The 22,921-nt window shown below is 46.9% G+C and carries 17 protein-coding genes, 1 pseudogene and 1 other annotated feature; of the genes and pseudogenes, 10 read left to right on the plus strand and 8 right to left on the minus strand.

What is annotated here, in order from left to right; genetic code table 11:
* Window positions 1-171: 171 nt before the first annotated feature.
* The 5 genes from DXA87_RS08050 to DXA87_RS08070 form a co-directional block, all read right to left on the minus strand.
* Window positions 172-1,416: a 3-isopropylmalate dehydratase large subunit gene (locus DXA87_RS08050; protein ID WP_117503803.1), complete on the minus strand. Its 1,245-nt coding sequence runs from the start codon at window positions 1,414-1,416 to the stop codon at window positions 172-174.
* 14 nt (window positions 1,417-1,430) lie between these two features.
* Complete coding sequence (locus DXA87_RS08055; RefSeq protein WP_117503805.1) at window positions 1,431-1,922, minus strand: 3-isopropylmalate dehydratase; 492 nt, start codon at window positions 1,920-1,922, stop codon at window positions 1,431-1,433.
* A 24-nt stretch (window positions 1,923-1,946) separates the two neighbouring features.
* On the minus strand, window positions 1,947-3,197 hold the full coding sequence (locus tag DXA87_RS08060; protein WP_117503807.1) for a 3-isopropylmalate dehydratase large subunit: 1,251 nt from the start codon (window positions 3,195-3,197) through the stop codon (window positions 1,947-1,949).
* A gap of 4 nt (window positions 3,198-3,201) precedes the next feature.
* Window positions 3,202-3,684 carry a 3-isopropylmalate dehydratase small subunit gene (gene leuD, locus DXA87_RS08065; RefSeq protein WP_117503808.1) on the minus strand — a complete coding sequence of 161 codons (483 nt, stop codon included), beginning with the start codon at window positions 3,682-3,684 and terminating at the stop codon, window positions 3,202-3,204.
* A gap of 312 nt (window positions 3,685-3,996) precedes the next feature.
* Window positions 3,997-4,620, minus strand: a complete 624-nt coding sequence (locus DXA87_RS08070; protein WP_117469985.1) for an MBL fold metallo-hydrolase — start codon at window positions 4,618-4,620, stop codon at window positions 3,997-3,999.
* A 203-nt stretch (window positions 4,621-4,823) separates the two neighbouring features.
* Here DXA87_RS08070 and DXA87_RS08075 point away from each other — a divergent pair, with 203 nt between their 5' ends.
* The gene (locus DXA87_RS08075) at window positions 4,824-5,966 is read left to right on the plus strand and encodes a M20 family metallopeptidase (protein ID WP_117503810.1); all 1,143 of its coding nucleotides are present in this window, start codon (window positions 4,824-4,826) and stop codon (window positions 5,964-5,966) included.
* A gap of 237 nt (window positions 5,967-6,203) precedes the next feature.
* Here DXA87_RS08075 and DXA87_RS08080 read toward each other — a convergent pair whose 3' ends face one another.
* The 3 genes from DXA87_RS08080 to DXA87_RS08090 all read right to left on the minus strand — a co-directional run bounded on the left by DXA87_RS08080 (window position 6,204) and on the right by DXA87_RS08090 (window position 11,031).
* Window positions 6,204-7,610: a HAMP domain-containing sensor histidine kinase gene (locus DXA87_RS08080; RefSeq protein ID WP_117483917.1), complete on the minus strand. Its 1,407-nt coding sequence runs from the start codon at window positions 7,608-7,610 to the stop codon at window positions 6,204-6,206.
* A complete protein-coding gene (locus DXA87_RS08085; RefSeq protein ID WP_015554002.1) occupies window positions 7,607-8,317 on the minus strand; it encodes a response regulator transcription factor in 711 nt (236 codons plus the stop codon). Before DXA87_RS08085 ends, DXA87_RS08080 begins: the two co-directional genes overlap by 4 nt.
* Before the next feature lie 317 nt (window positions 8,318-8,634).
* Entirely contained in the window at window positions 8,635-11,031 is a 2,397-nt protein-coding gene (locus tag DXA87_RS08090) for an endonuclease MutS2 (protein ID WP_117503813.1), read from the minus strand.
* A 364-nt stretch (window positions 11,032-11,395) separates the two neighbouring features.
* Between DXA87_RS08090 and DXA87_RS08095 the strand changes: the two genes are divergently transcribed.
* From DXA87_RS08095 to DXA87_RS08135, 9 genes and pseudogenes are all read left to right on the plus strand, one after another.
* Entirely contained in the window at window positions 11,396-12,721 is a 1,326-nt protein-coding gene (locus tag DXA87_RS08095) for a S1C family serine protease (RefSeq protein ID WP_158553052.1), read from the plus strand.
* 138 nt (window positions 12,722-12,859) lie between these two features.
* On the plus strand, window positions 12,860-13,804 hold the full coding sequence (locus tag DXA87_RS08100) for an HD domain-containing protein (protein WP_117503814.1): 945 nt from the start codon (window positions 12,860-12,862) through the stop codon (window positions 13,802-13,804).
* 196 nt (window positions 13,805-14,000) lie between these two features.
* Window positions 14,001-14,272: a binding site (T-box leader), on the plus strand.
* Window positions 14,273-14,399: 127 nt separating this feature from the next.
* A complete protein-coding gene (locus DXA87_RS08105) occupies window positions 14,400-16,100 on the plus strand; it encodes a carbon starvation CstA family protein (protein WP_117503816.1) in 1,701 nt (566 codons plus the stop codon).
* 197 nt (window positions 16,101-16,297) lie between these two features.
* The gene (rlmD, locus tag DXA87_RS08110) at window positions 16,298-17,716 is read left to right on the plus strand and encodes a 23S rRNA (uracil(1939)-C(5))-methyltransferase RlmD (protein WP_199537913.1); all 1,419 of its coding nucleotides are present in this window, start codon (window positions 16,298-16,300) and stop codon (window positions 17,714-17,716) included.
* A 441-nt stretch (window positions 17,717-18,157) separates the two neighbouring features.
* Complete coding sequence (locus tag DXA87_RS08115) at window positions 18,158-18,373, plus strand: helix-turn-helix transcriptional regulator (RefSeq protein ID WP_117503818.1); 216 nt, start codon at window positions 18,158-18,160, stop codon at window positions 18,371-18,373.
* Between the two features lies 1 nt (window position 18,374).
* Window positions 18,375-19,508, plus strand: a complete 1,134-nt coding sequence (locus tag DXA87_RS08120) for a DNA cytosine methyltransferase (RefSeq protein WP_199537914.1) — start codon at window positions 18,375-18,377, stop codon at window positions 19,506-19,508.
* Window positions 19,502-20,617, plus strand: a complete 1,116-nt coding sequence (locus DXA87_RS08125) for a DNA cytosine methyltransferase (protein ID WP_117503821.1) — start codon at window positions 19,502-19,504, stop codon at window positions 20,615-20,617. The genes DXA87_RS08120 and DXA87_RS08125 overlap by 7 nt, the downstream gene beginning before the upstream one ends.
* Window positions 20,618-20,636: 19 nt before the next feature.
* A complete protein-coding gene (locus tag DXA87_RS08130; protein WP_242998024.1) occupies window positions 20,637-22,532 on the plus strand; it encodes an AAA family ATPase in 1,896 nt (631 codons plus the stop codon).
* 11 nt (window positions 22,533-22,543) lie between these two features.
* Window positions 22,544-22,921, plus strand: a pseudogene (locus tag DXA87_RS08135) (LlaJI family restriction endonuclease); the annotation flags it as partial.

The following is a 22,921-nucleotide window of genomic DNA, read 5'->3' on the forward strand; positions in this document are numbered from 1 at the left end:
ATTAGGTTTTGCACATAAGTGTTCAAATTGATTATATAACACTTACATAAAAAATCCGGTAATCGGAGATAACCGCAAAGTATCATTGCGAGATATCCTGATTACCGGATTTTTATGATTCGATATGACGAGTCTGTTTTTACTTTGTAGTTATCGTTTGTGCTGACTGGCTTATTCCGGACAAACGATCTTACCAGCCACTGCACATGCCGCAGCCGTTCTCGGGGAGGCGAGATAGATCTGGACCTTGGATGTTCCCATACGTCCAAGGAAGTTACGGTTGTTGGTAGCGACAACACGTTCACCGTCTGTCAGGATGCCGCCTGCGCGTCCGCAGCAGAGACCGCAGCCCGGATGGGTGATCATAGCACCCGCCTCGGCCAGTGTCTCAAGGATTCCAAGGTCAGCGGCCTGTCTGTAGATCTTTCGGCTGGCCGGAGTTACGATCAGCTTTACGAATTTTGCAACCTGTTTGCCCTTTAAAACTTCGGCGGCAGCAGCCAGATCTTCCAGGCGTCCGTTTGTGCAGGAACCGATGAATACCTGGTCGATCTCTGTGCCTTCAAGTTCGCTGACATTGCGGATCTTGTCCACCTGGGACGGACACGCCATGACCGGAACGAAATCTTCCGCGTTGTATTCCATCACGCGGCAGTAAGCTGCGTCCGGATCGCCGAAAAGACTCTTCTGGTAGTCGTTTAAGGTAATATCACAGTATTCCGCCGTCTTTTCATCCGGTGTGAACAGAGCGCACTTTGCGCCTGCCTCGATGGCCATGTTAGAGATTGTCATACGGCTTGCGACAGTCATGCTTTCGACAGCGCTTCCGGAGAACTCCAGCGCCTTGTAAGTAGCGCCGTCCGCGCCGAGATCGCCGATGAGGCGGAGAATTACGTCCTTAGACATCACATTCTCCGGCAGTTTTCCGTTGATGACGACTTTGATAGTCTCAGGCACACGGATCCACATGGTTCCGGTGCCTAAGATACTTGCCATCTCCGTGTAGCCGATCCCGGAAGAGAATGCGCCGACGCAGCCGTAAGTCGTTGTGTGGCTGTCGGTACCGAATGCAATATCGCCCGGCTTTACATATCCGGCTTCGGTCATTAACTGGTGGCAGATTCCGTCGCTTCTGTGTACGTGGGTCATGCCGTACTTTTCAGCGAATGCATTTCCGATGCGGAAGTGTCTCGTGTCGTCCTGCTGGCTTGCCGGAACGAGGTGATCGTAGATCAGAACGACCTTGTCCGGATCCCACAGCTTTTTAAAGCCCATTTCTTCAAATTTTTCAGCCACGAACGGAATAAAAATGTCGTGGATCATGACGCGGTCCACATTTACGATCGCGATATCGCCCGGCTTTACGGACTTTCCGGTATTATGTTCAACGATTTTCTCAATTACTGTCTTTCTCATTGTATTCTCCCCCTTTAATCGAGACCATTCAGCTTGCGCATGGCTTTTACAAGGCCGCCTGCGCGGATAATGTCCATCAGGTTCTCAGGAAGAGACGCGATCGGGTACTCTTTTCCGTTGTAGTCGATGTGTTCGTTCATCACAACAGATACGGTGTCGCCCTCTTTGATGTCATCGTGGAGCGTCGGCTGTTCGATTAAGAGCAGACCATTGTTGATGGAGTTGCGGAAGAAGATCCTCGCGAAGGATTTCGCGATCACGCACTGGATTCCCAGCGCTTTGATGATCTCCGGGGCCTGTTCTCTGGAAGAGCCGCAGCCGAAGTTCTTTCCGGCAACGATGATGTCTCCGGGCTTGATCTGCGCAGCCAGTTCCGGGCGGAGCGGGGAAAATCCGTACTGTTTCATATCGTCAATGGTCTTTAATGCAAGGTACTCGGTCGGGATAATGATATCGGTGTCGATGTCATCGCCCAGGACCCAGACCTTTCCAGTCATTTTTTCCATGTAAATATCCTCGATTTCTATATTTTACAGATCGTTCGCTAACGCGATCTCACCTTTAATAGCAGAAGCCGTAACAGTCGCAGCGGATCCAAGATATACCTTGGAGCTCGGATGTCCTGCGCGGCCCTTGAAGTTTCTTGTACCGGTGCTGATCAGGACTTCATTCTCGCCGATAACGCCCTGGCAGCTTCCCCAGCATACACTGCAGTTCGGATTCATAACAATTGCTCCGGCTTCCATAAAGGCGTCGATCAGACCTTCCTTCAGTGCCTGGAGATAAACGGTCTGGCTTGCCGGAACCACAAGGAAACGGACTTTTTCAGCGACCTTCTTTCCTTTAATGATGGAAGCGCCGACTCTCAGGTCCTCGATACGTCCGTTGTTGCAGGAACCTAAGAATGCCTCGTCGATCTTCACGCCGCGGACTTCCTCAGCCGGAACCAGGTTGTCAACGAAGTCCGGTTTCGCCACTACCGGCCGGATCTTGGAGAGGTCAAAGGTATATTCTCTTGCGTAGACTGCGTCCGGGTCGCTTGTGAAGAGTGCCTTCGGCTTTCTTCCGTGAGCTTCCAGGTATTCGATGGCTTTCTCGTCCGGCTCGAAGATACCGGTCTTTGCACCTGCCTCGACAGCCATGTTGCAGAGGACCATACGCTCGCTGATGCTTAATGTCTTAGCGCCTTCGCCGGTGAACTCCATAACCTGGTAGTTGCAGCCGTTTGCGCCGATGGTGCCGATGATGGTCAAGATCAGGTCTCTCGCGTAAACGCCTTCCGGCAGCTTTCCGACGAGGTTGAATTTTACAGTCTCCGGAACAAGAACCCAGGATTTTCCTGTCACCATGCCGTAGAGGAGGTCTGTACATCCAACTCCGGTACCGAAGGCGCCGAGAGCGCCGTAGGAACATGTGTGGCTGTCAGCGCCGAAGATCAGTTCACCCGGGCAGACATAATGTTCCATCATGATCTGGTGGCAGACGCCCTTTCCTTCCCAGAAATCGATGTTGTTTTCCTTCGCGAAGTCGCGCATCTTCTTCTGGGACGCCGCTGTCTTCGGACAGTCAGACGGGACATTGTGGTCTACAATGAATACCATCTTTTTTGTGTCCGCGATGTGCGGATGTTTTAATTTATTGCGGTACATGTCAACGGTCAGATGTGTGGTTCCGTCGTTGCTCATCATACGGTCTAATGTTACGGTATGGATATCTCCCGGTTTTACGTAGTCAACACCGGCTGCCGCTGCGATGATCTTTTCTGCGATTGTCATTCCCATTGTCCTACTCCTCCTCACGGTTTAAAGAAGCGATCAGTCCGCCCTGATTTAAGATGTTCTGCATGTATTCCGGCAGCTTTGTGCAGGAATATGTCTTTCCATTTGCATGAGCAGTTCCGTCGGACATGGAAAGTTCCATGGTATCGCCGGTCTTTACATCATCCGGCAGGTCTTTACAGACGATAACCGGAAGTCCGATGTTGATCGCATTTCTATAGAAAATCCTTGCGAAGGATTTTGCAACGACGGCCTGTACGCCGAGGGCTTTTAAAACGCCCGGTGCCTGTTCTCTGGAAGAACCGCAGCCGAAGTTCTCGCCGCCGACAACAAAATCGCCCGGTTTTACTTTTTTGGGGAAATCCGGGTCGAGAGACTCGAATGTGTGCTCTTTCATCTCTTCCAGATTCGGTAAGAGCAGATATTGGGATGCAATGATCTGATCGGTATCAAGGTCATTATGAAATTTAAAGATCGTTCCTTTTGCCATGACTTTATATGTTCCTTTCTTATCTAAGAAATATTAAAAGACAGCTGCGAAGATATAGACCGTCAGCCGCCGTAACAGTTCATGAATTCTTTCATTCCCTCATTATAGCATAGGATCAGGCATAAATAAAATGGCACGTATTGATATGGCACATAACTTAAAGTTATAAAATTATAGTACTTTCCAGCGCCGGGAAAAGGACATAAAAATTGCTGCAGTTAAACTCTGTATTTGACCGGACATGACAGCTGTATTTTTACACCTCCGGTCGGATCATCACGGAAAACTGCAGCAAAAATGGAACTTATCTGGTTATTTCAGCTTCAAAACCGCCGTCTGCGGTCTCGTCTCAGCCGTCAGCACCAGTGTGTTGGAGTCGTACTCCACCACATTCCGGCAGAGTCCTGTAAATTCCTCAAGACGTCCGATCACTGGATAGCCGAAATGGTCAGAACGGTAGTGCATCGGGATCACAACGCGGGGCGCGAGGTCATCCACCACAGCCTTCGCCTGGACCGCATCGATCGTATAATAACCGCCCACAGGGATCAGGATCGCGTCGAGATGCTTTAACAGATCCTTTTGTTCTCTGGTAAGAGGACATCCGATGTCACCCATATGGGCAATTTTAAGTCCATCTGATTCTAAAATGTGGATCCGGTTCGGTCCACGGAGGGCTCCCTGTTCCGGGTCATGCCAGGTGTCGATCTTCGTGATGGAAAACGGGTTCTTTGTCCCGCTGTGCTTTAAGGTCACTGCGTCCGTGTAACCGTGGTCACCATGTTCGTGGCTGCAGAGTATCATGTCTGCGGTGAGGGAAAGCGGAGCGAGTCCCGGTACCGTATTTGGGCCATATGGATCAAAAACAATGGAAAATCCATCTTTTTCAACGGTGAAACAGGAATGACCATTCCAGGTGATAGAAATAGAATTCATAGTTGTGTCCTCCTCTCGAGCAGTTAGAAATGATTGGTCAGATAATTATATTTTATCATGAAACGCAGGGGGATTCAATGGACGAAAAGGAAGGTTCCCATCTGTGCCAGAGTGGGAAATTTATGTGATCAGTGCTTGAGAAAGCAGGAGCAACCGCGGTATAATAATGGATATAATGTCGGGAATAACAGGAGGAAATGACAATGGAGCTTACACAGGTAAAGCACGAGATTGAAACATTGGCGGAGAAATACCGGGATGAGTTTGAGGCGGTCAGTGCATACATATTTGCTCATCCGGAGCTGGCATACCATGAAATGCTGGCGCAGGATCAGCTGTGCGGGCTGCTGGAAAAGCATGGCTTTAAAGTACAGAGGGGAGCCGGCTCTCTGGAGACCGCATTTGTGGCAGAATACCGGAGCGGAAAGCCAGGAATGACCTTTGCCTTTATGTGCGAGTACGACGCTCTTCCTGAAATTGGACATGCATGCGGTCACAATCTGATCGGCACCAGCGGAGCCGGAGCCGGTGTGATATTAAAAGAGATCATGGAAAAATATGGGATCGGAGGAACCCTGAAGGTTCTTGGAACACCGGCAGAGGAAAACGGAAGCGGAAAGATCACGATGCTGGACGAAGGAATTTTCGATGGTGTGGATATGGCGCTGATCATGCATCCGAGTGATATGTCCATGGCAGATGATATCTCATTTGCAGCCGTAAATAAGACCTATACCTTCACAGGAAAACCAGCACATACCGCAGCGTGTCCGTGGATGGGGGCAAGTGCGTTAAACGGAGTTCTCCAGATGTTCCATGCGGTAGATTCCCAGAGACTTCATTTTAAGGATTACACGAGGGTTCACGGAATTATCGTGGAAGGCGGAACCGTTGTGAATATTGTTCCGGAGAGAGCGGTCTGCAGATTCAATATCAGGGCGCTGGATGCGGAGTACCTGAAAGATGTGATCTCCGTGATAGACCGGTGTGCGAAAGGCGCAGCTATCTGCGCCGGTGTAGATGTGGAAATTCAGCAGAATGGCTATCTGATAAAAGATGTCCGCAACAACAGGGAACTTGTGACAGCAGTGGAAAAGAACATGGATTTCATTGGAGAACATCATATCCCCCGTGATCTGACTCAGGGGATCGGTTCCACGGATGTGGGAAATGTGACTCAGGCACTTCCGGCTGCCCAGTTTTATATCGGTGTGGGCGAAGGCTTGGGAACCCATACAGCAGCATTTGCGGACGCTGCAGGAGGAGAAGCAGGAAGACGTGCTCTCACTGCCGCGGTAAAGGTGCTGGCAATGACAGGACTTGATATGATGTCCGGCCGATCATAAAAATAACAAAGCATGAAGGTGGTTGTTCATGCGATCGGGACGAAGATGAAAGAAATCTAAGAAAACGGAAGAATCGACAGAAATAAAAATCTCTGCCCGGACACGCCGAGGTGCGTCCAGACAGAGATTTTTTGTGCACTGTGCGAAATTATAGATTGTCGCAAACGACCGCGCGAGGGGCGAGCAACAAAAAACGGACACAGAATAGAGACTTCTGTGTCCGGATATTTGGCTGTATTACAGTGCTGTCGCCTTCGGCAGCGTAAAGATAAATTCCGATCCGACCCCCTGGGTGCTGATCACATCAATATTTTCTCCGTGTGCCTGTATGATCTCTTTTACGATCGCCAGCCCGAGTCCTGTTCCCTTCTTATCTTTTCCTCTGGAGAGATCCGACTTATAGAAGCGGTCCCAGATCTTCTTGATACTTTCCTTCGGAATACCGATTCCCGTATCCTTCACGGAAACAAAGACTTTCTCGTACTTCAGCGAAGTCTGGATATAGATCACGGAATTCTCACGGCTGAATTTGATGGCGTTGTCGATCAGATTGTAGAGTACCTGCTGGATCTTACCGAGATCCGCATACACCATCTGGATATCCGCAGCGAAGGTGAGATCCAGAACGATATCCTTGGCATTGCAGGTTCCTTCAAAGGTTGCCGCGGTATCTTTAATAACGCGATTGATATCAAAGTTGCTCCGTGTCAGGAATCCCTTGCTGTCGAGAGAGTTCAGCGTCAGCATGCCCTGAGTGAGTTTGTTTAAACGCTCTGTCTCAGAGATCAGGATACCGAGATACTTATCGTATAATTCCGGTGGGATCGTTCCGTCTTTGATCGCTTCCAGATACCCCTTGATGGATGTCAGCGGGGAGCGGAAGTCGTGGGAGACGTTGGCGATAAAGGAATGCTGATATTCCTCCATCTTATTTAATTCACTGGACATATAATTTAAGGTGTTGGCAAGGTATCCCATCTCATCGGCAGAAGTTACCTTGATCGTATGGCTTAAGTTTCCCGCCGCGTATTCCTTTGCACCCGCGGTGATCTTCTTTAACGGGACATATACGGTCTTTGTGAACACGAGAAGAATGATCAGGGACAGGATGAAAACCACCAGCGCTGTAATGTATACAATGTTCAGGATACGGTCTTTCCCGTGTACGATCTGTTCGATGGGCATATGGATCACCACGTATCCATACGTATTGAAATTTCCCGTGATCGGCGCAATGACGGACAGCATGTCTTTATCAAACATGCCGAAAAATCTGCCGGTCATATACGAGCGGTTTCCCGCCACGGTGGGATCAAAACCATCGATGGCGGTGCCGATATGGGAGGCTGGGGCAGTCTCCGCAACAACGCTGCCTTTCTGGTTGATGACCCAGGCCTGTGCCTTTAAGTAGGTGGCAACGGCCTGCAGCTGCGGGTTTGCCGTGGACAGACTGATATTTTTGCCCTGATAGATATCGCTGTAGGTGGAGGCGAGAAGATTCGCCTCATCGTAGAGCGATTCAGACTTTTCTTCTAAGAGATACTGGTAGGTGATCTCCGAGGACATGGTCGCGATGAAAATGAAACCGAGAAGACCAAACACCAGATAGCCGAGAAGAAACTTGGTATAAAGAGAACGGGTCATCGTCTTACCTCAAATTTATAACCGATTCCCCAGACAGTGGACAGCGCCCAGTTCTCGTCGTCGCGGATCTTCTCGCGAAGACGTTTGATGTGGACATCAACAGTCCGGGTGTCACCGATATACTCATAGCCCCAGATATGATCCAACAGCTGTTCTCGGGTAAAGACCTGATTCGGAGAGGAGGCAAGGAAGTATAAAAGTTCCAGCTCCTTCGGCGGCATATCCACAGAGTGACCTTTGTAGAGGACGGAATAGTTCGTCAGGTTGACGATGAGATTCGGATACTCCACATATTCTCCCTGCTGTTTTGTCGCAGCGGACATACTGACCGGGGCCGCCTGATAGCGGCGGAGAACAGCCTTGACTCTGGCGACAAGTTCTTTTGAATCGAACGGCTTGATCATATAGTCATCGGCACCGAGCTCCAGACCTAAAACTTTGTCGAAGACCTCGCCCTTTGCGGACAGCATGATGATCGGTACCTGAGAGGTCGTGCGGATCTCCCGGCAGACCTGATAGCCATCCATGCCCGGCAGCATCAGGTCGAGAAGGATCAGGTTCGGCTTAAAGACCGGAACCTCCTTCAATGCGGATTCTCCGTCCCCGACGATCTTTGTATCATAACATTCTTTCATCAGGTACAGGGAAATTAACTCTGCAATATTCTCGTCATCGTCGACGATGAGAATTCTCTGTTTATCGACCATGGAGGTCTCCTCCTTCTAAAATTTATCGTAAAAATTTCGTTTTTTGCCTGTAAATCAGGGCAGGTTTCTATTTCCTATAGGATGATGGGTAAAATTGAAACCTTTGCGGTTAACATAACTTTAAAATAGTACTGTTCAGACAAAATCCGACGCAGTTCCTACTTGAAAATATAAATGAGCAAATACCGAAAAGTGCACAAAAATTATAACTTATTGTGCACGTAACATGGACATTGGTCCGCTTAATATTCTTTATGTCTGCATGTGATAGACTTAATAGTGCAGTTTTTCAAATTTGCTCATTTATAGCTTGAAAGTTACTTGAAAGTTACGATCGTAACTCCCGTATCGCCTTCCCCAAATTCTCCAAGTCTGAATTCTTTTACATACTTAAGCTTCTTCAAATGCTTGTGGACCGCAGCCCGCAGCGCTCCTGTTCCGCGTCCATGTACGACACGGACCTGCGGAAGATGGGCGAGATAAGCATCATCCAGATACTTGTCAAGGACAGGCATCGCCTCGTCCGTTGTCATTCCGATGAGATTGACCTCAGGGGAGACGGAGAAGGACTTCGCCATCTTGATCTTTCCGCTTCCGGTGTTGTTCCGCTTCAGGGCAGCCGGATCGAGGCCCGGTCCGGATACGGACGCCTCGTCTAAAAGTTCCAGATCTTTGATATTTACAAGGGAGCGCAGGATTCCCATCTGCACATAGAGATCGCCTTTTGCGTTCGGCAGTGTGCTGACTGTTCCCTTTAAGTTCATCGTGAGGACCTTAACACCGTCACCGATCTTTAATTTCTTCGGTGAGATCGTCTTTTTCGGCCCCTTATTGTTCTTCAGACTTAAGCTTTTATCAACTTTATCCAGCTTTTCGCGGAGCTTTGTTCTCTCAGCCTCCAGCTCTTTTCCGACACCGGAGCTTGCGGCAAGCTTGTTGATATTCCGGATCGTCTGATCCGCGGTCTCTTTCGCCTCGCGTAAGATCCGCTGGGCTTCCTCGTTGGCGTTCTTTAAGAGCTTTTCTTTCCGCTCGTCAAGCCGCTCTTCCTTCTGCTCAATATTCTTCTTTAAACGGGAGATCTCTTCCTTGTAGCTTGCGATCTCCTCACGCTCTTTTTCGATGGTCACGCGGCTCTGCTCTAAGTTCGCCAGCAGGTCCTCAAATGCCTCATCATTGGATTCCAGATGGGTCTTCGCATCATCGATGATGTAATCCGGCAGACCTAACTGTCTGGAGATCGCGAATGCGTTACTCTTTCCGGGAATACCGATCAAAAGCTTATAAGTCGGACGCAGTGTTTCAACATTAAACTCACAGCAGGCGTTCTCAACACCCGGCGTTGACAGGGCGAATACTTTCAATTCGCTGTAGTGGGTGGTCGCCATGGTCCGGCACTTCATATTGTGAAGGAAGGACAGGATAGAGATCGCTAAAGCAGCGCCCTCGGTGGGGTCCGTTCCGGCACAAAGCTCATCGAAAAGGCAGAGAGACCGGCTGTCTGCCTGATTTAGGATCTTAACGATATTTGTCATGTGGGCGGAGAAGGTACTTAAGCTCTGCTCGATGCTCTGCTCATCACCGATATCCGCGAATACCTCGTCAAAAACGGAAAGCTCGGATCCGTCAAACGCCGGGATCTGCAGACCGGATTGTCCCATCAGGGTAAACAGACCGACTGTCTTTAAGGATACGGTCTTACCGCCGGTATTCGGTCCTGTTACGATCAGCAGATCGAAATCTTTTCCCATCCAGATATTGATCGGAACGACCTTTTTTGGGTCAAGGAGTGGATGGCGGCCATCCTTGATATGGATATAACCTTTTCGGTTAAACTTCGGCATGGAACAGTTATAGATTCTTGAGAGAGCAGCCTTCGCGAAGATGAAATCCAGCTTTGTGAGGATCTCAAAATCCGTTGTGATCGGCTCGATATACGGGACGAGCTCGGTGCTTAAGGCAGCTAAGATCATCTCGATCTCTTTCTGCTCCTTTAATTCCAGTTCACGGAGTTCGTTGTTTAGCTTGATGATCGCCATCGGCTCGATAAAGAGTGTGGATCCGGTGGTCGACTGGTCATGGACCATTCCGGCAAACTGGCTCTTATACTCGGCGCGGACCGGGAGACAGTAGCGTCCGTCACGCATGGTGATAACGGCATCCTGCAGCATGGTACGGCTGGAGTTTAGGATGGAGTTCAACTGGGTGTGGACTTTATCTGCCGTGATCTTCATCTGGCGGCGGACGTGGTGGAGTCCCGGGCTTGCATCATCGGCGATCTCATCTTCACCGAGAATACAGCGGGTGATCTCACTGTTCACATTCGTCAGTGGTTCCAGAGTGCGGAACATCTCATCGAGAGAGTCATCAGGAAGTTCCATATTTTCCGGATGGCGTCCATAATTCTTTGCGCGGGCCGCACAGGTCAAAAGTCCGCTGACGGAGAGAAGCTCCGTGATGCTTAAGGAGCTGCCGATCTCCAGACGTTTTAAGGAATCCCGTACATCCCGGACTCCGGCTAAGGAGAGACTTCCTTTCTGGCGGACACGGGTCACCGCATCGGCGGTCTCGGTCTGGGTCTGGACAATCTCGTTGAAATTCGAGGACGGTGTCAGCTCCCGGCACATCTTCTTTCCCGGTTCGGACGCCGCACAGTCGGTCAGGCGGTCAATAATTTTATAATATTCAAGTGTTTTTAATACTTTCTGATTCATAGGTCGATCCTTTTTTCCTTTCAATACGCAGACATTCCGCAGTATGAAACATGCGGAGATTTTCAGTAAAGATGCCTGCCTGCACAGAAAAAGTATAACACAAACGTGTTAAATATCATAGAGATTTTTTCTTACGGTGGAGGTGTCCGATTTGGGAGGGAGAGCCTGTGGAAAAGGTTATCGAATGGTACGGAGAAACTTGTATACACCATTTTTTTGTTGCATAATAAGAGGAAAAAAATTATAATGAAAAGAAAATAGGCTAAACGCAAAGAATCCGCAAATGGAATCATATTTTGATGGATATTTGCCTGTAGCAGCAGGAGTAAGGGCTGCTGTAAGATATGAAAAGGAGACTTTTTTCATGTCAGATACACCTAACGAGAAAAAATTTATGAGGGAAAAGGTCGTAAAACCTCCGATCGATAAGCGTAGGGCCGCGGGCCGGATCCTGTGCTATGTTCTTTTTGCGGCCGTTTTCGGTGGAGTTGCTGCGGTGAGCTTTGTGGCATCACTGCCGACAGCGAAAAAGCTTTTGGGTAAAGAGCAGCCAGTGACCTCCGCACCGATCACGATCGAACGGGACCAGGATCCATCCGGCGAGCCGACACCGGTGGAGACCATGGCGGAGACCACAGGAGAGGGGATCCGCGCGGAAGATCTGAAGGATGAGGTGGATAAGATCGTTGGGGACGCCATGGAAAAGTTCCCATGGACGACGAAAAACCTCACCGAGTTAAACGACGCGTTCCGGAACATCTACCTGGAATCCGAGAAGAGTATCGTGACAGTTTCCGCAGTGAAAAACGACGTGGACTGGTTTGATAACCCTATTGAGACGACAGGACAGTATGCGGGAATCATCATCGCGGTGAATTCCAGCGAGGCGCTGATTCTGACAGGACAAAGCGCGGTGGCTGGAGCCGACTCCCTGCGGGTGACCTTTGGGGACGGATCCACGGCGGCAGTAGAACTGAAATCCCAGGACATCACCTCCAAGATGGCAGTTGTCAGTGCGAAGATCTCTGATATTGAAGAGCAGACCGTAAACTGGATGAAGGCGGTGGAACTCGGAAACTCCTATTCCGTCCGTACCGGGGACATGGTCCTCGCGGTGGGAAGTCCCTCCGGACATGTCCATTCCGTCAAGCAGGGGCTGATTGCCTATGTGGCAAAGGGAGTCCAGGCAGTGGATGGTCAGACGCGTATCCTGTATACCGAGTTTGAGAGCCATGCAGACGAGGGAACATTCCTCTTAAATCTTTCCGGCCAGCTGGTGGGCTGGGCAACCGACACTTATCAGTCCGGTGATAATGGACAGACGGAAGATAAGACGATGGCGATACCGATCTCGGAGTACAAGGGCGTGCTCCAGAAGCTCACAAACGGACAGTCCGCCCCGTATTTCGGAATCCGGGGACAGGATGTGACCTCCGTGATGATGGAGAGCGGAATCCCCAGCGGAGTATATATAACAGATTCCATTGCAGATGGACCTGCCTACAACGTGGGGATCCAGAACGGTGATATCCTGACAAAGATCAGGGACACGGAGATCCAGACGATCCGGGACTTCCAGAACCGGCTGGAGGACACGAAGACCGGAGATTCTGTAAAAGTTACGGTAAAACGGAAGTCTATTGATGAATATAAAGAGATAGAGTATCAAGTGACGATTGGAGCCAGGTAGTTATTACTGCCTGGCTTGTAACTGCTCAGACTTACTGAACAGTTATCTAGTCCAATAATAACGTTTCAGCCTTAAAACTGAAACGCTAGATGTAAAGACAGAAAACGTCTGTCGACGCAATGAATAGAAGGAGAGATTATGAGATTTATTGAAACATTCCGGGAAGGAAACCACATTTCGGATGTATACCTGTGCAAGACAAAACAGATCGCGCTCACAAAGAATGGAAAAGAGTATGGTTCTCTTGTACTGCAGGATAAAACAGGAACTGTTGACGCGAAGATCTGGGAGTTAAACTCTCCGGGAATCAACGAGTTTTGCGCACTGGATTACGTGTATGTTGACGCGGACGTGACTCTGTTCCAGGGACAGAACCAGTTAAATGTAAAACGGATCCGCAAGGCGGATGAGGGCGAGTACCATCCGGCAGATTATCTCCCGGTGACCACAAAGGACATCCCGACGATGCAGCATGAGCTCACCCAGTACATCACAACCATCAAGAACGAGTACTTAAGAAAGCTGGCATCCGGCTATTTCAACGACCCGGAGTTCATGAAGGCGTTCTCCTTCCATTCCGCGGCAAAGAGCGTTCATCACGGCTTCGTCGGCGGACTTTTAGAACATACCTTAAGTGTTGTAAAAATGTGCGATTACTTCTGTAAACAGTACCCGGTGCTGAATCGCGACCTGCTCTTGACGGCAGCGATGTTCCATGATATCGGAAAGACAAAAGAACTTTCCGCGTTCCCGGAGAATGACTACACAGATGACGGACAGCTTCTCGGCCACATCATCATCGGCTCCCAGATGGTAAAAGAGCGGATCGACACGATGCCGGGATTCCCGAAAAAGCTGGAGAGTGAGCTGATCCACTGCATTCTTGCACATCACGGTGAGCTTGAGTACGGTTCCCCGAAGAAACCAGCCCTGATCGAGGCGATGGCATTAAATCTTGCGGACAACGCGGACGCGAAAATGGAGACCATGACAGAGATCTTAAGAGGTGCCGGGGACAACATGGGCTGGCTCGGCTACAACCGCTTCATGGAGACGAATGTCCGCCGGACGAGTGAAAACTAGTATGTAGAAAAATTGACCCGCAGCGGATCATAAATCGTGCATAATTTTGATAATAATTTGTCATAGAAAGACAGATGACACGAAATGTCCGCGTGAAAAAGATATATGTGCGCTTTGCACTGATAAGAAACCGCAAAGATCAAAAAATAACGGTTGACAAAATCACTTTTGTGACTAAAATGAGTGTTGTTCATATTCAAATGCGATGAACGGGACAGGACTTTCTAACAGGATCTTATTCAGAGAGCTGCCGGTCGGTGCGAGGCAGATAAGAAATTAGAAGGTTATCACCTGGAAGCAGCCGGGATGAACAGCTCATTTTAGTAATTCCGGACGGAAACCTCACCGTTAAAAGGGGACCGATTCATCTGAGAGTACAGCAGATACTTGAGGAGGATGGGACTGAGAGGCCGGTTTTCCGGCAACAGAAGTGGTAACGCGGAGAATGTTAGATCCTTCGTCTTCTAAGGGAGCGATCCCTATGGAGACGGGGGTTTTTGTTTTTTCACCCCCTTTTGAATATGGATGGACTACAGGGACCGGAATTCGCGACATTCCGGTATGACGAAATGAATTTACAAAGGAGCGAAATGACATGAACACATTAGTAATCGTTCTCATCTCAGCTGTGTGTCTGTTATGCGGATATATGGTATACGGACGCTGGCTGGCAAAGACCTGGGGCATCGACCCGAAGGCAAAGACACCTGCCTATACACATGAAGATGGACAGGATTATGTACCAACAAACGGCTGGATCGTTTTTTCACACCAGTTTTCCTCTATCGCAGGTGCCGGCCCTGTAACGGGCGCTATCCAGGCGGCTGCATTCGGCTGGGTTCCAGTTCTTCTCTGGATCCTTGTCGGTGGTGTCTTCTTCGGAGCGGTCACAGACTTCGGCGCTCTTTACGCAAGCGTAAAGAACGAAGGTAAGTCCATGGGACTCCTGATCGAGAAGTACATCGGCAAGACAGGTAAGCGGTTATTCCTGATCTTCTGTTGGTTATTTACCTTGATTGTTATCGCAGCCTTTGCTGACATGGTTGCAGGCACATTCAATGCTTATACGGTTAAGGATGGCGTTACAGAGCTGGCAGCAGCGGCTCAGACAAACGGCGCCGCAGGCTCCATTTCCATTGCATTTATCGTATTTGCGATGGTTTTCGGTGTCCTTCAGAAGAAGCTCAACCTTGAAGGCAAGAGCGAGTTCTTCGTAGGACTTGCATGCACGGTTGCATCTCTTGCAATCGGTATGGCATTTCCGTTAATCGGCGGTAAGGACGCATGGACAGGATTCACATTTGCGTATATCTTCTTTGCATCTGTTCTTCCGATGTGGCTCTTAAAGCAGCCGCGTGACTACATGACAACATTCATGTTTGCAGGAATGATCCTCGGCGCTGTTGTCGGTATTGTTGTTGCGCATCCGAACATGAACCTTCCGATGTACACAGGCTTCACAAATGAGAAGCTCGGAAACATGTTCCCGATCCTTTTCGTAACCGTAGCCTGCGGAGCTGTTTCCGGTTTCCACAGCCTCGTTTCCTCCGGTACTTCCTCCAAGACCGTTGAGAACGAGAAAGATATGTTAAAAGTTGGTTACGGCGCAATGGTTCTCGAGAGCCTCTTAGCCGTACTTGCACTCTGTGTAGCAGGCGCCGCCGCAGCCGCTGACGGTACCGCAGCAGTAGGAACTCCGTTCCAGATCTTCTCCTCCGGCGTTGCTGGACTTCTTGAGATGTTCGGTCTTCCGATCTATGTTGCACAGTGCTTCATGACCATGTGTGTATCCGCTCTTGCTCTTACAAGCCTTGATGCAGTAGCACGTATCGGACGTATGTCCTTCCAGGAGCTTTTCTCCGTAGACGATATGGAGAATGCGGAGAGTTGGAGAAAATTCCTCTGCAACAAATATGTATCCACGATCATTACACTTGCATTCGGCTATATCCTTACAAGAGTCGGTTACTCCAACATCTGGCCGTTATTCGGAAGCGCAAACCAGCTGTTAAGTGCACTTGTTCTGATCACACTCTGCGTATTCTTAAAGGTAACAGGCAGACAGAACAAGACCCTGATCGTACCGTGCGTGATCATGCTCTGCGTAACCTTCACAGCACTGGTTCAGAGAACGCTTGCTCTTGTAAACGCATTCAGCGCAGGTACTGCAGTATTTATGGTTGAAGGACTTCAGCTGATCGTTGCGATCCTTCTTATGGTTCTCGGTGTGATCATCGTTGTTACATCCGGTAAGGAGTTGTTAAGCAAGAAGGCAGGTTCTGAGGCGAGAGCATAAATTGCGGTTTACATAATGTGTAAATTATATATTTGATGAATAGAGACCGGCTTTCCGGTTCCACAGATTCTCTGCGGGGCATGGAAAGTCGGTTTTTTCGTTCTGTTTATGTGTTGAGGGGTTGCAAATGCGAGAGGAATTCCTGTATACTTAAGAAAACTTAGAAAATCACAATATTTATATAGAAGGAACGAATTATGGAAATCAAGAAGAACGATAAATTTACAGTGACTATCGAGGATATGGGAGAGGACGGTGCAGGTATCGGCCGCGTGGACGGATATATCTGGTTCGTGAAGGATGCCCTGATCGGGGATACGATCGAGGCGTCAGCCATGAAAATGAAAAAAAATTACGGCTTTGCCCGTCTTGTGCGCGTCATCACCCCGGCAAAAGGCCGCGTGGAGGCGAAATGTCCGGTGGCGAGAGCCTGCGGCGGATGCCAGCTTCAGGAACTGGACTATAAAGAGCAGTTAAAATTCAAGGAAAAGAAAGTATACAATCACTTAAAACGCATCGGCGGCATGGAAAACCTGTTCCTGCCGGAAGAGGCGGAACAGGCAGCGGGAGTGCCGGACGCGGTCGTCATGGAACCGATCATTGGAATGGAAGACCCGTGGAGATACCGCAACAAAGCGCAGTACCCGATCGGCCGCGAAAAAGACGGAAAACCGACGGCGGGATTCTTTGCCGGACGGACCCACTCCCTGATCCCGGTACCGGAGCTGGACTGCCTGCTTGGATGTGCGGAAAATAAAGACTATCTGGCGGCAGTGTTAAAATTCATGGAAGATTTTGGTGTGGAACCTTATGATGAGGCAAACCACAAGGGACTTGTGCGCCATGTTCTCTTAAGAAAAGGTTTCGCCAGCGGTGAACATATGGTATGTCTCGTGATCAACGGAAAGAAACTGCCCCATGAGAAAGAGTTCATCGGGCGGATGCGTGAAGCCGGCGCGGACAGTATCTCCCTGTCCTTCAATATGGAAAAGACAAACGTGATCCTGGGAACCGAGATCAAAAATCTCTACGGGCCGGGTTATATCACGGATAAGATCGGAAACATCGAATATCGGATTTCTCCGCTATCGTTCTATCAGGTAAACCCGGTCCAGACAGAACGTCTCTACGGAACAGCTCTGGAATTCGCTGATTTAAACGGCGGTGAGACCGTCTGGGATCTCTACTGTGGAATCGGAACCATCTCTTCTTTCCTCGCCCAGAAAGCCGGAAAAGTCTGCGGTGTCGAGATCATTCCGGCAGCGATCGAGGATGCGAGGGAAAATGCGAAGCGCAACGGCCTTGACAATGTAGAATTCTTCGTCGGCAAAGCCGAAGAGGTTCTTCCGGAACAGTATGAAAAAAATCATATCAAAGCCGATGTGATCGTTGTCGACCCGCCAAGAAAAGGCTGTGATGAGCTCTGCCTTGAGACGATCGTAAAGATGGCACCGGAGAAAGTCGTTTATGTGAGCTGTGATTCCTCGACGTTGGCGAGAGATGTGAAGTATCTCGGGGAGAACGGATATGAGGTAAAACGCGTTAGAACTGTCGACATGTTTGGAATGTCAGGGCATGTGGAGACGGTAGTATTGATGTCAAGAGTAAGCAAATAAAGAGCAAAAGCACCAAAATATAAATGGATTTCTACTATCCAGGCACTCAAATGCCGGATAGTGGAAATCCATTTTTTGTTGGCTTGGGAACAAATTAACTGCTCTGTTTGGCGAGGGTTGAGAATACAGATTAGAGTTTGGTGTTTCAAATACTCTTGTAAAAGGACATTTGTAGGCCAAATTCTATTTAAGAAAGAACGATGAAGTTAGCAGTATCTGGAACGGTAACGGAATGTGTTGAGTAAATGTGACTGGTTCAGCATGCATTTCATCGCATTGTTGCTTGCGTGAAAAATGGAGTAAATAAGAAATACTGCTTTCAACTACTTTTGCTTTTTGAAACTATTGATAAATTAATTTGTTTGTGTTATCATATGTCTGTTATTTAATATCAAACATTATATAATAAATAACGAATAGAGTTATTTAATGGAGGCAAAGATGATACGAATTAAGTTGTCAGAGGTTTTGGGAAGAAAAAAAATGACACGAAAGAAACTTGCCGAACTGGCAAATGTTCGTCCTAACACTATTGGCGATATGTATAATGAAAAAGTCCGTAAAATTGATTTGGATACGTTAGATAGGATATGTGCTGTCTTAAAATGCAATATATCAGATTTACTTCAATATCAGGACGAGAATGGAGAAAAATGATATGAATGGACTATCAATGTTTGCGAATGTTGGAATAGCAGAAACCTATCTTTCTGAGGTGGGTATTGATATTGTTGTTGCCAATGAGGTACTTGAAGAAAGAGCACGCTTTTATCAGGATGTTTATCCAAAGTGCAATATGATTTGTGGAGATATTCTGAATTCAGCTGTTTTTGAAAGAGTTTATGAAGAATCCGTAAGACGAAATGTTAATTTTATCATTGCGACACCGCCTTGTCAGGGTATGAGTCCAGCGGGTAAAAAAGATCCGAAAGATATTCGTAATGGTCTTATTACCAGTGCTGTAGACATGATTCTTCGAATTCAGCCAGATTTTGTTTTCATTGAGAATGTAATGCAGCAGTTGAAAACAAAGATTGAATATGAAGGAAAAATGATTCTTATTCCAGAGTATTTGAAAAAAAGACTTGGTGGCATTTATTACTTTAATGAAAATCCTGTAATTGATTCGAAGTTTTACGGTGTTCCACAGCAAAGAAAGAGAGCAATTTTCTTATTGGCGAAAAAGACAACAGGTATTAAGTGGGATTTTCCAGAAAAAAACGAAAAATTTGTCACTTTACGTGATGTCATCGGAGATCTACCTTCTTTAGATCCATTAGTTAAGGAACCAGAGCATAGAGATGTATTTCCAGATTATGAGAAGAAAAAAGCTACGGGGTTAGCAGTGTCGAAATGGCATTGTCCGAGAGAACATGTTTGGCGAAATATTGAAGTGATGATGCATACTCCAGAAGGTCAAAGTGCACGAAAAAATAGCGTATATTTTCCTAAGAAGAAAGATGGCACTATGGTTGGTGGCGCATTGAGAACATATATGCGTATGGAATGGGATCGCCCAGCGCCGACAATTACTGCTTATAACCATACTATTTCATCCTTTCAGAATGTTCATCCAGGCCGACCGACTGATCAAAAAGGAATATACTCTGATCCAAGAGTTTTAACAATTTTTGAATTGATGCGTGTAATGACCTTACCAGATGATTGGGCAATTCCAGATTGGGCAACTCCGAAACTAATCAGGCAGGTAATAGGCGAAGGTATCCCACCATTATTGGTAAAGGTGCTCGTAGCTCAATTACATCTGAAAGAGAGGGACGAACTATGTTAAGAGCAGTATCTTTATTCTCAAATGTTGGTATTGCTGAGACATATTTCGCTGATTTAGACATTCATGTTGCTGTTGCAAACGAATTAGTTCCGCAACGTGCCGAGTTCTATCGACACTTGTATCCAAAGACCAATATGATTGTTGGTGACATAACTGATGCAAAAATCTATAGTCAAATTATTACTGAAGCTAAGAAAGGACCAGTAGATTTTCTTATTGCAACACCACCTTGTCAGGGGATGAGTATCGCAGGGGAAATGAATCCTTATGATGAGCGCAACAGTTTAGTTAAGTATGCGATTGATGCAATCTTGGATTTGAGGCCAACTTATGTCTTGATTGAAAATGTTCCACAGCAACTAACCACTCCAATCAACTATGAGGGGACAGAGATCACTATTCCTGAGTATATTGAGAAACGGATAGGAGCATTTTATAATATAAATGCAGAAAAAGTTTTGGACACCATGGATTATGGGGTTCCTCAAATGAGACGCCGAGCAATTTTTCTATGTGCAGATAAAGCAACTGGAATTAATTGGGTTTTCCCCAAAAAAGAAAAACATATCGTTACACTTGAGGAAGCGTTTGCTGGAATTCCAGATTTATGGCCGAATATAAAAGAAAAGGAGTATCGTAATGTTCTCCCCCCAAATACTCCGGAAGCATTGGCATTTAACAAATGGCATCAACCAATGACTCATGTGTGGAGAAATGTTGAATGTATGTTATATACCCCTACAGGAAACACGGCATACGATAATCCTGTGCATTACCCAAAGAAAACCAACGGAGAACGAGTCAAAGGATATGATACTGCATATCACAGAATGTTTTGGAATAAGCCTAGTTCAACAATCACGACATATAACTTTAGAATCGGTTCTCAGAATAATGTCCATCCAGGTTCTCCGTGGAAGAAGGATGAGAATGGGGATATGATGTATACTAATCCACGTGTTCTCACCATTTATGAGTTGATGATTGTATCGAGTCTTCCAAAGGATTGGGATATTCCCCAATGGGCTACCGACAACTTGATTCGCACTGTAATAGGTGAAGGTATCCCACCGTTATTGATAAAAAAATTATTGTTACAGATCATATAAAGATATGGGAGGTATAAAAATGGCAGGCGGCACAAAAGAATATAATAAAACAATTTTGCAGACCAGCTTTACTAGTCTTGAATACATCTATTATCTTCTTGAGGTAGTGAGAAAGAATCAGCCTATGACTTCGGCCGATGGCAAAGATACTATTTTTCCGGCTGCAAGAGCAAGAATTGCTCAGGAGCGTGGTGGTGAATGGTCCGAGGATAAGAGGGATACGCATGCAGAATTGACTTTGAGAGAAATGAAGTTCATTCGGTATATTGATTCTGAATGTACAACATTTGAGGTTTCAGACATAGGTTACACATTTTTAGATGCCTTTACATTGGTAGAAGAGCCTACAGATGGCGAAAAAGTTAAGTTGTCACTGCATGACAACTTGAGCTTGGACGAAAAGAACCAACTTCTTTTTGACATCCTGGTTCATATTAATGTAAAGCAGGAGCGTTTTGGAAGGAATCTTAGGCCATATTTGATTCTCTTCAAACTGCTATCAGAACCTAAACTTGAAGGATATATTACAAAAGCGGAATGGGCTTGTTTTATAAATTCTTCCGAGTATCTTTATGATACGCAATATCTCCAGATAAGAGACCGTCTGATTGCAGTGCGTGAAAACGAAGAAACTCATGCGCCCAAAAAGAGTGACAGAATTTTGACGCGATTGGTTCTATGGAAAGTTCTTGACAAAGTTGATGTGCCATACGAAAATGAGGGGTGCTTTGCAATCAATGATGATTTTGCGAAGGTGGTAGAAATCAATATGCTTCAAGGTCAAGCAAGTTCTTTGGTCGGAGATAATCAGTCAGATACCGATGAAGCTGAAATTGAACTCCCGAACGAGGCTGAAAGGGAAACCAATGGTGAAAATATATTACTTTACGGTGTTCCGGGATCGGGTAAGAGTTGGACAATCGAACATGAGTATTGCAAGCCGGGAACAAAAGTTGAACGACTGGTATTTCATCCGGATTACACTTACGCTGACTTTGTTGGTCAGATTTTACCTGCCGTTGATGAGGGTGGTCAGGTAAGCTATAGGTTCACTCCGGGACCATTTACCAACATCTTGCGTGAGGCATATAATCATCCTACGGAAAAGTATATTCTAATTATCGAGGAAATTAACCGTGGTAATGCTCCAGCTATTTTTGGTGAAGTATTTCAGCTGCTCGATAGAAAGGGTGATATCCATGATATTGATAATGATGGTTTTCCAATTGGAAGCAGTGAATACGGCATCACAAATATGAATATTGCAAGAGAGATGTATGGAGAAGGTAGGAAAACTACAAAAGTAAGAATTCCTTCAAATCTTTCTATCATTGGAACAATGAACACATCTGACCAAAATGTCTTTACATTGGATACTGCATTTCAGCGTAGATGGGATATGCGACTGATTGAAAATAACTTTGATAATGTCGATCCGAAATTGGCTGATGCAGTGATTCTGGATACTACTATTACATGGAGAAATTTCTGCACGGAGATTAATAGAATAGTCATCGGCAACAGTGCGAGAATGTCCTCTGCTGAGGATAAGCGTCTGGGTGCTTATTTTGTTCATCTCAAAGATCTTCAGTTCAATGATGAAATGGGTGACTTGAGCGATGGAGAATACGACACACTAAGGAAGAAAGAAATGGTTGGCAATATCTCCAAGGATGAGAAGGTACACTTGGATCGAATTCGTGATGCTATGAAGCAGAATCGTAGATTCCCGGAAAAGGTCATTAAGTATCTGTGGGATGATGCCTTCAAATTTAATCGCGAGATTGTTTTTGAAACGACCAATTACCAGAGTCTTGAACAGGTTATTCGTGCGTTCATGTATGCAACCAAGCTTGATAGATTCAAGATGTTTAAGGAAAATGTGAGAAGCGCATTTGTCAATTCTGAGCGGTAAGGCGGTGATTTATGATGAATTTCGATCAGGCATTACAGTCTGTTTTACAATTTGATATAAAAAGTCATTGCCATGTGAACACAAATGAGGATGGAGACCGTTTTGTGGGAATTAAGGCAGATTCTGATGATGCTATGGTCTATTTTCCCATAGGTTATCAACTGCCGGAAACAGATGCTGCAATTCGCACAGATATTAAACACCTTATTCAAGTGCTTTCCGAATTTACAACGAGGGACGACCGTTTGCTTGCTGTAAATAAGTTTGCAGCACCGCAGTCTGTTGATTTTCCTATTAATGCCTATACCAGCGTTATAGAATACTATTTTGCTATTGGCGGTAAATATTATGTGGATGAATATTCCGTTGCGGCGAAGCCGTCTGTCCGG

It is taken from the genome of Desulfotomaculum sp. OF05-3 (assembly GCF_003435535.1).
GTDB lineage: Bacteria > Bacillota > Clostridia > Lachnospirales > Lachnospiraceae > Pilosibacter > Pilosibacter fragilis.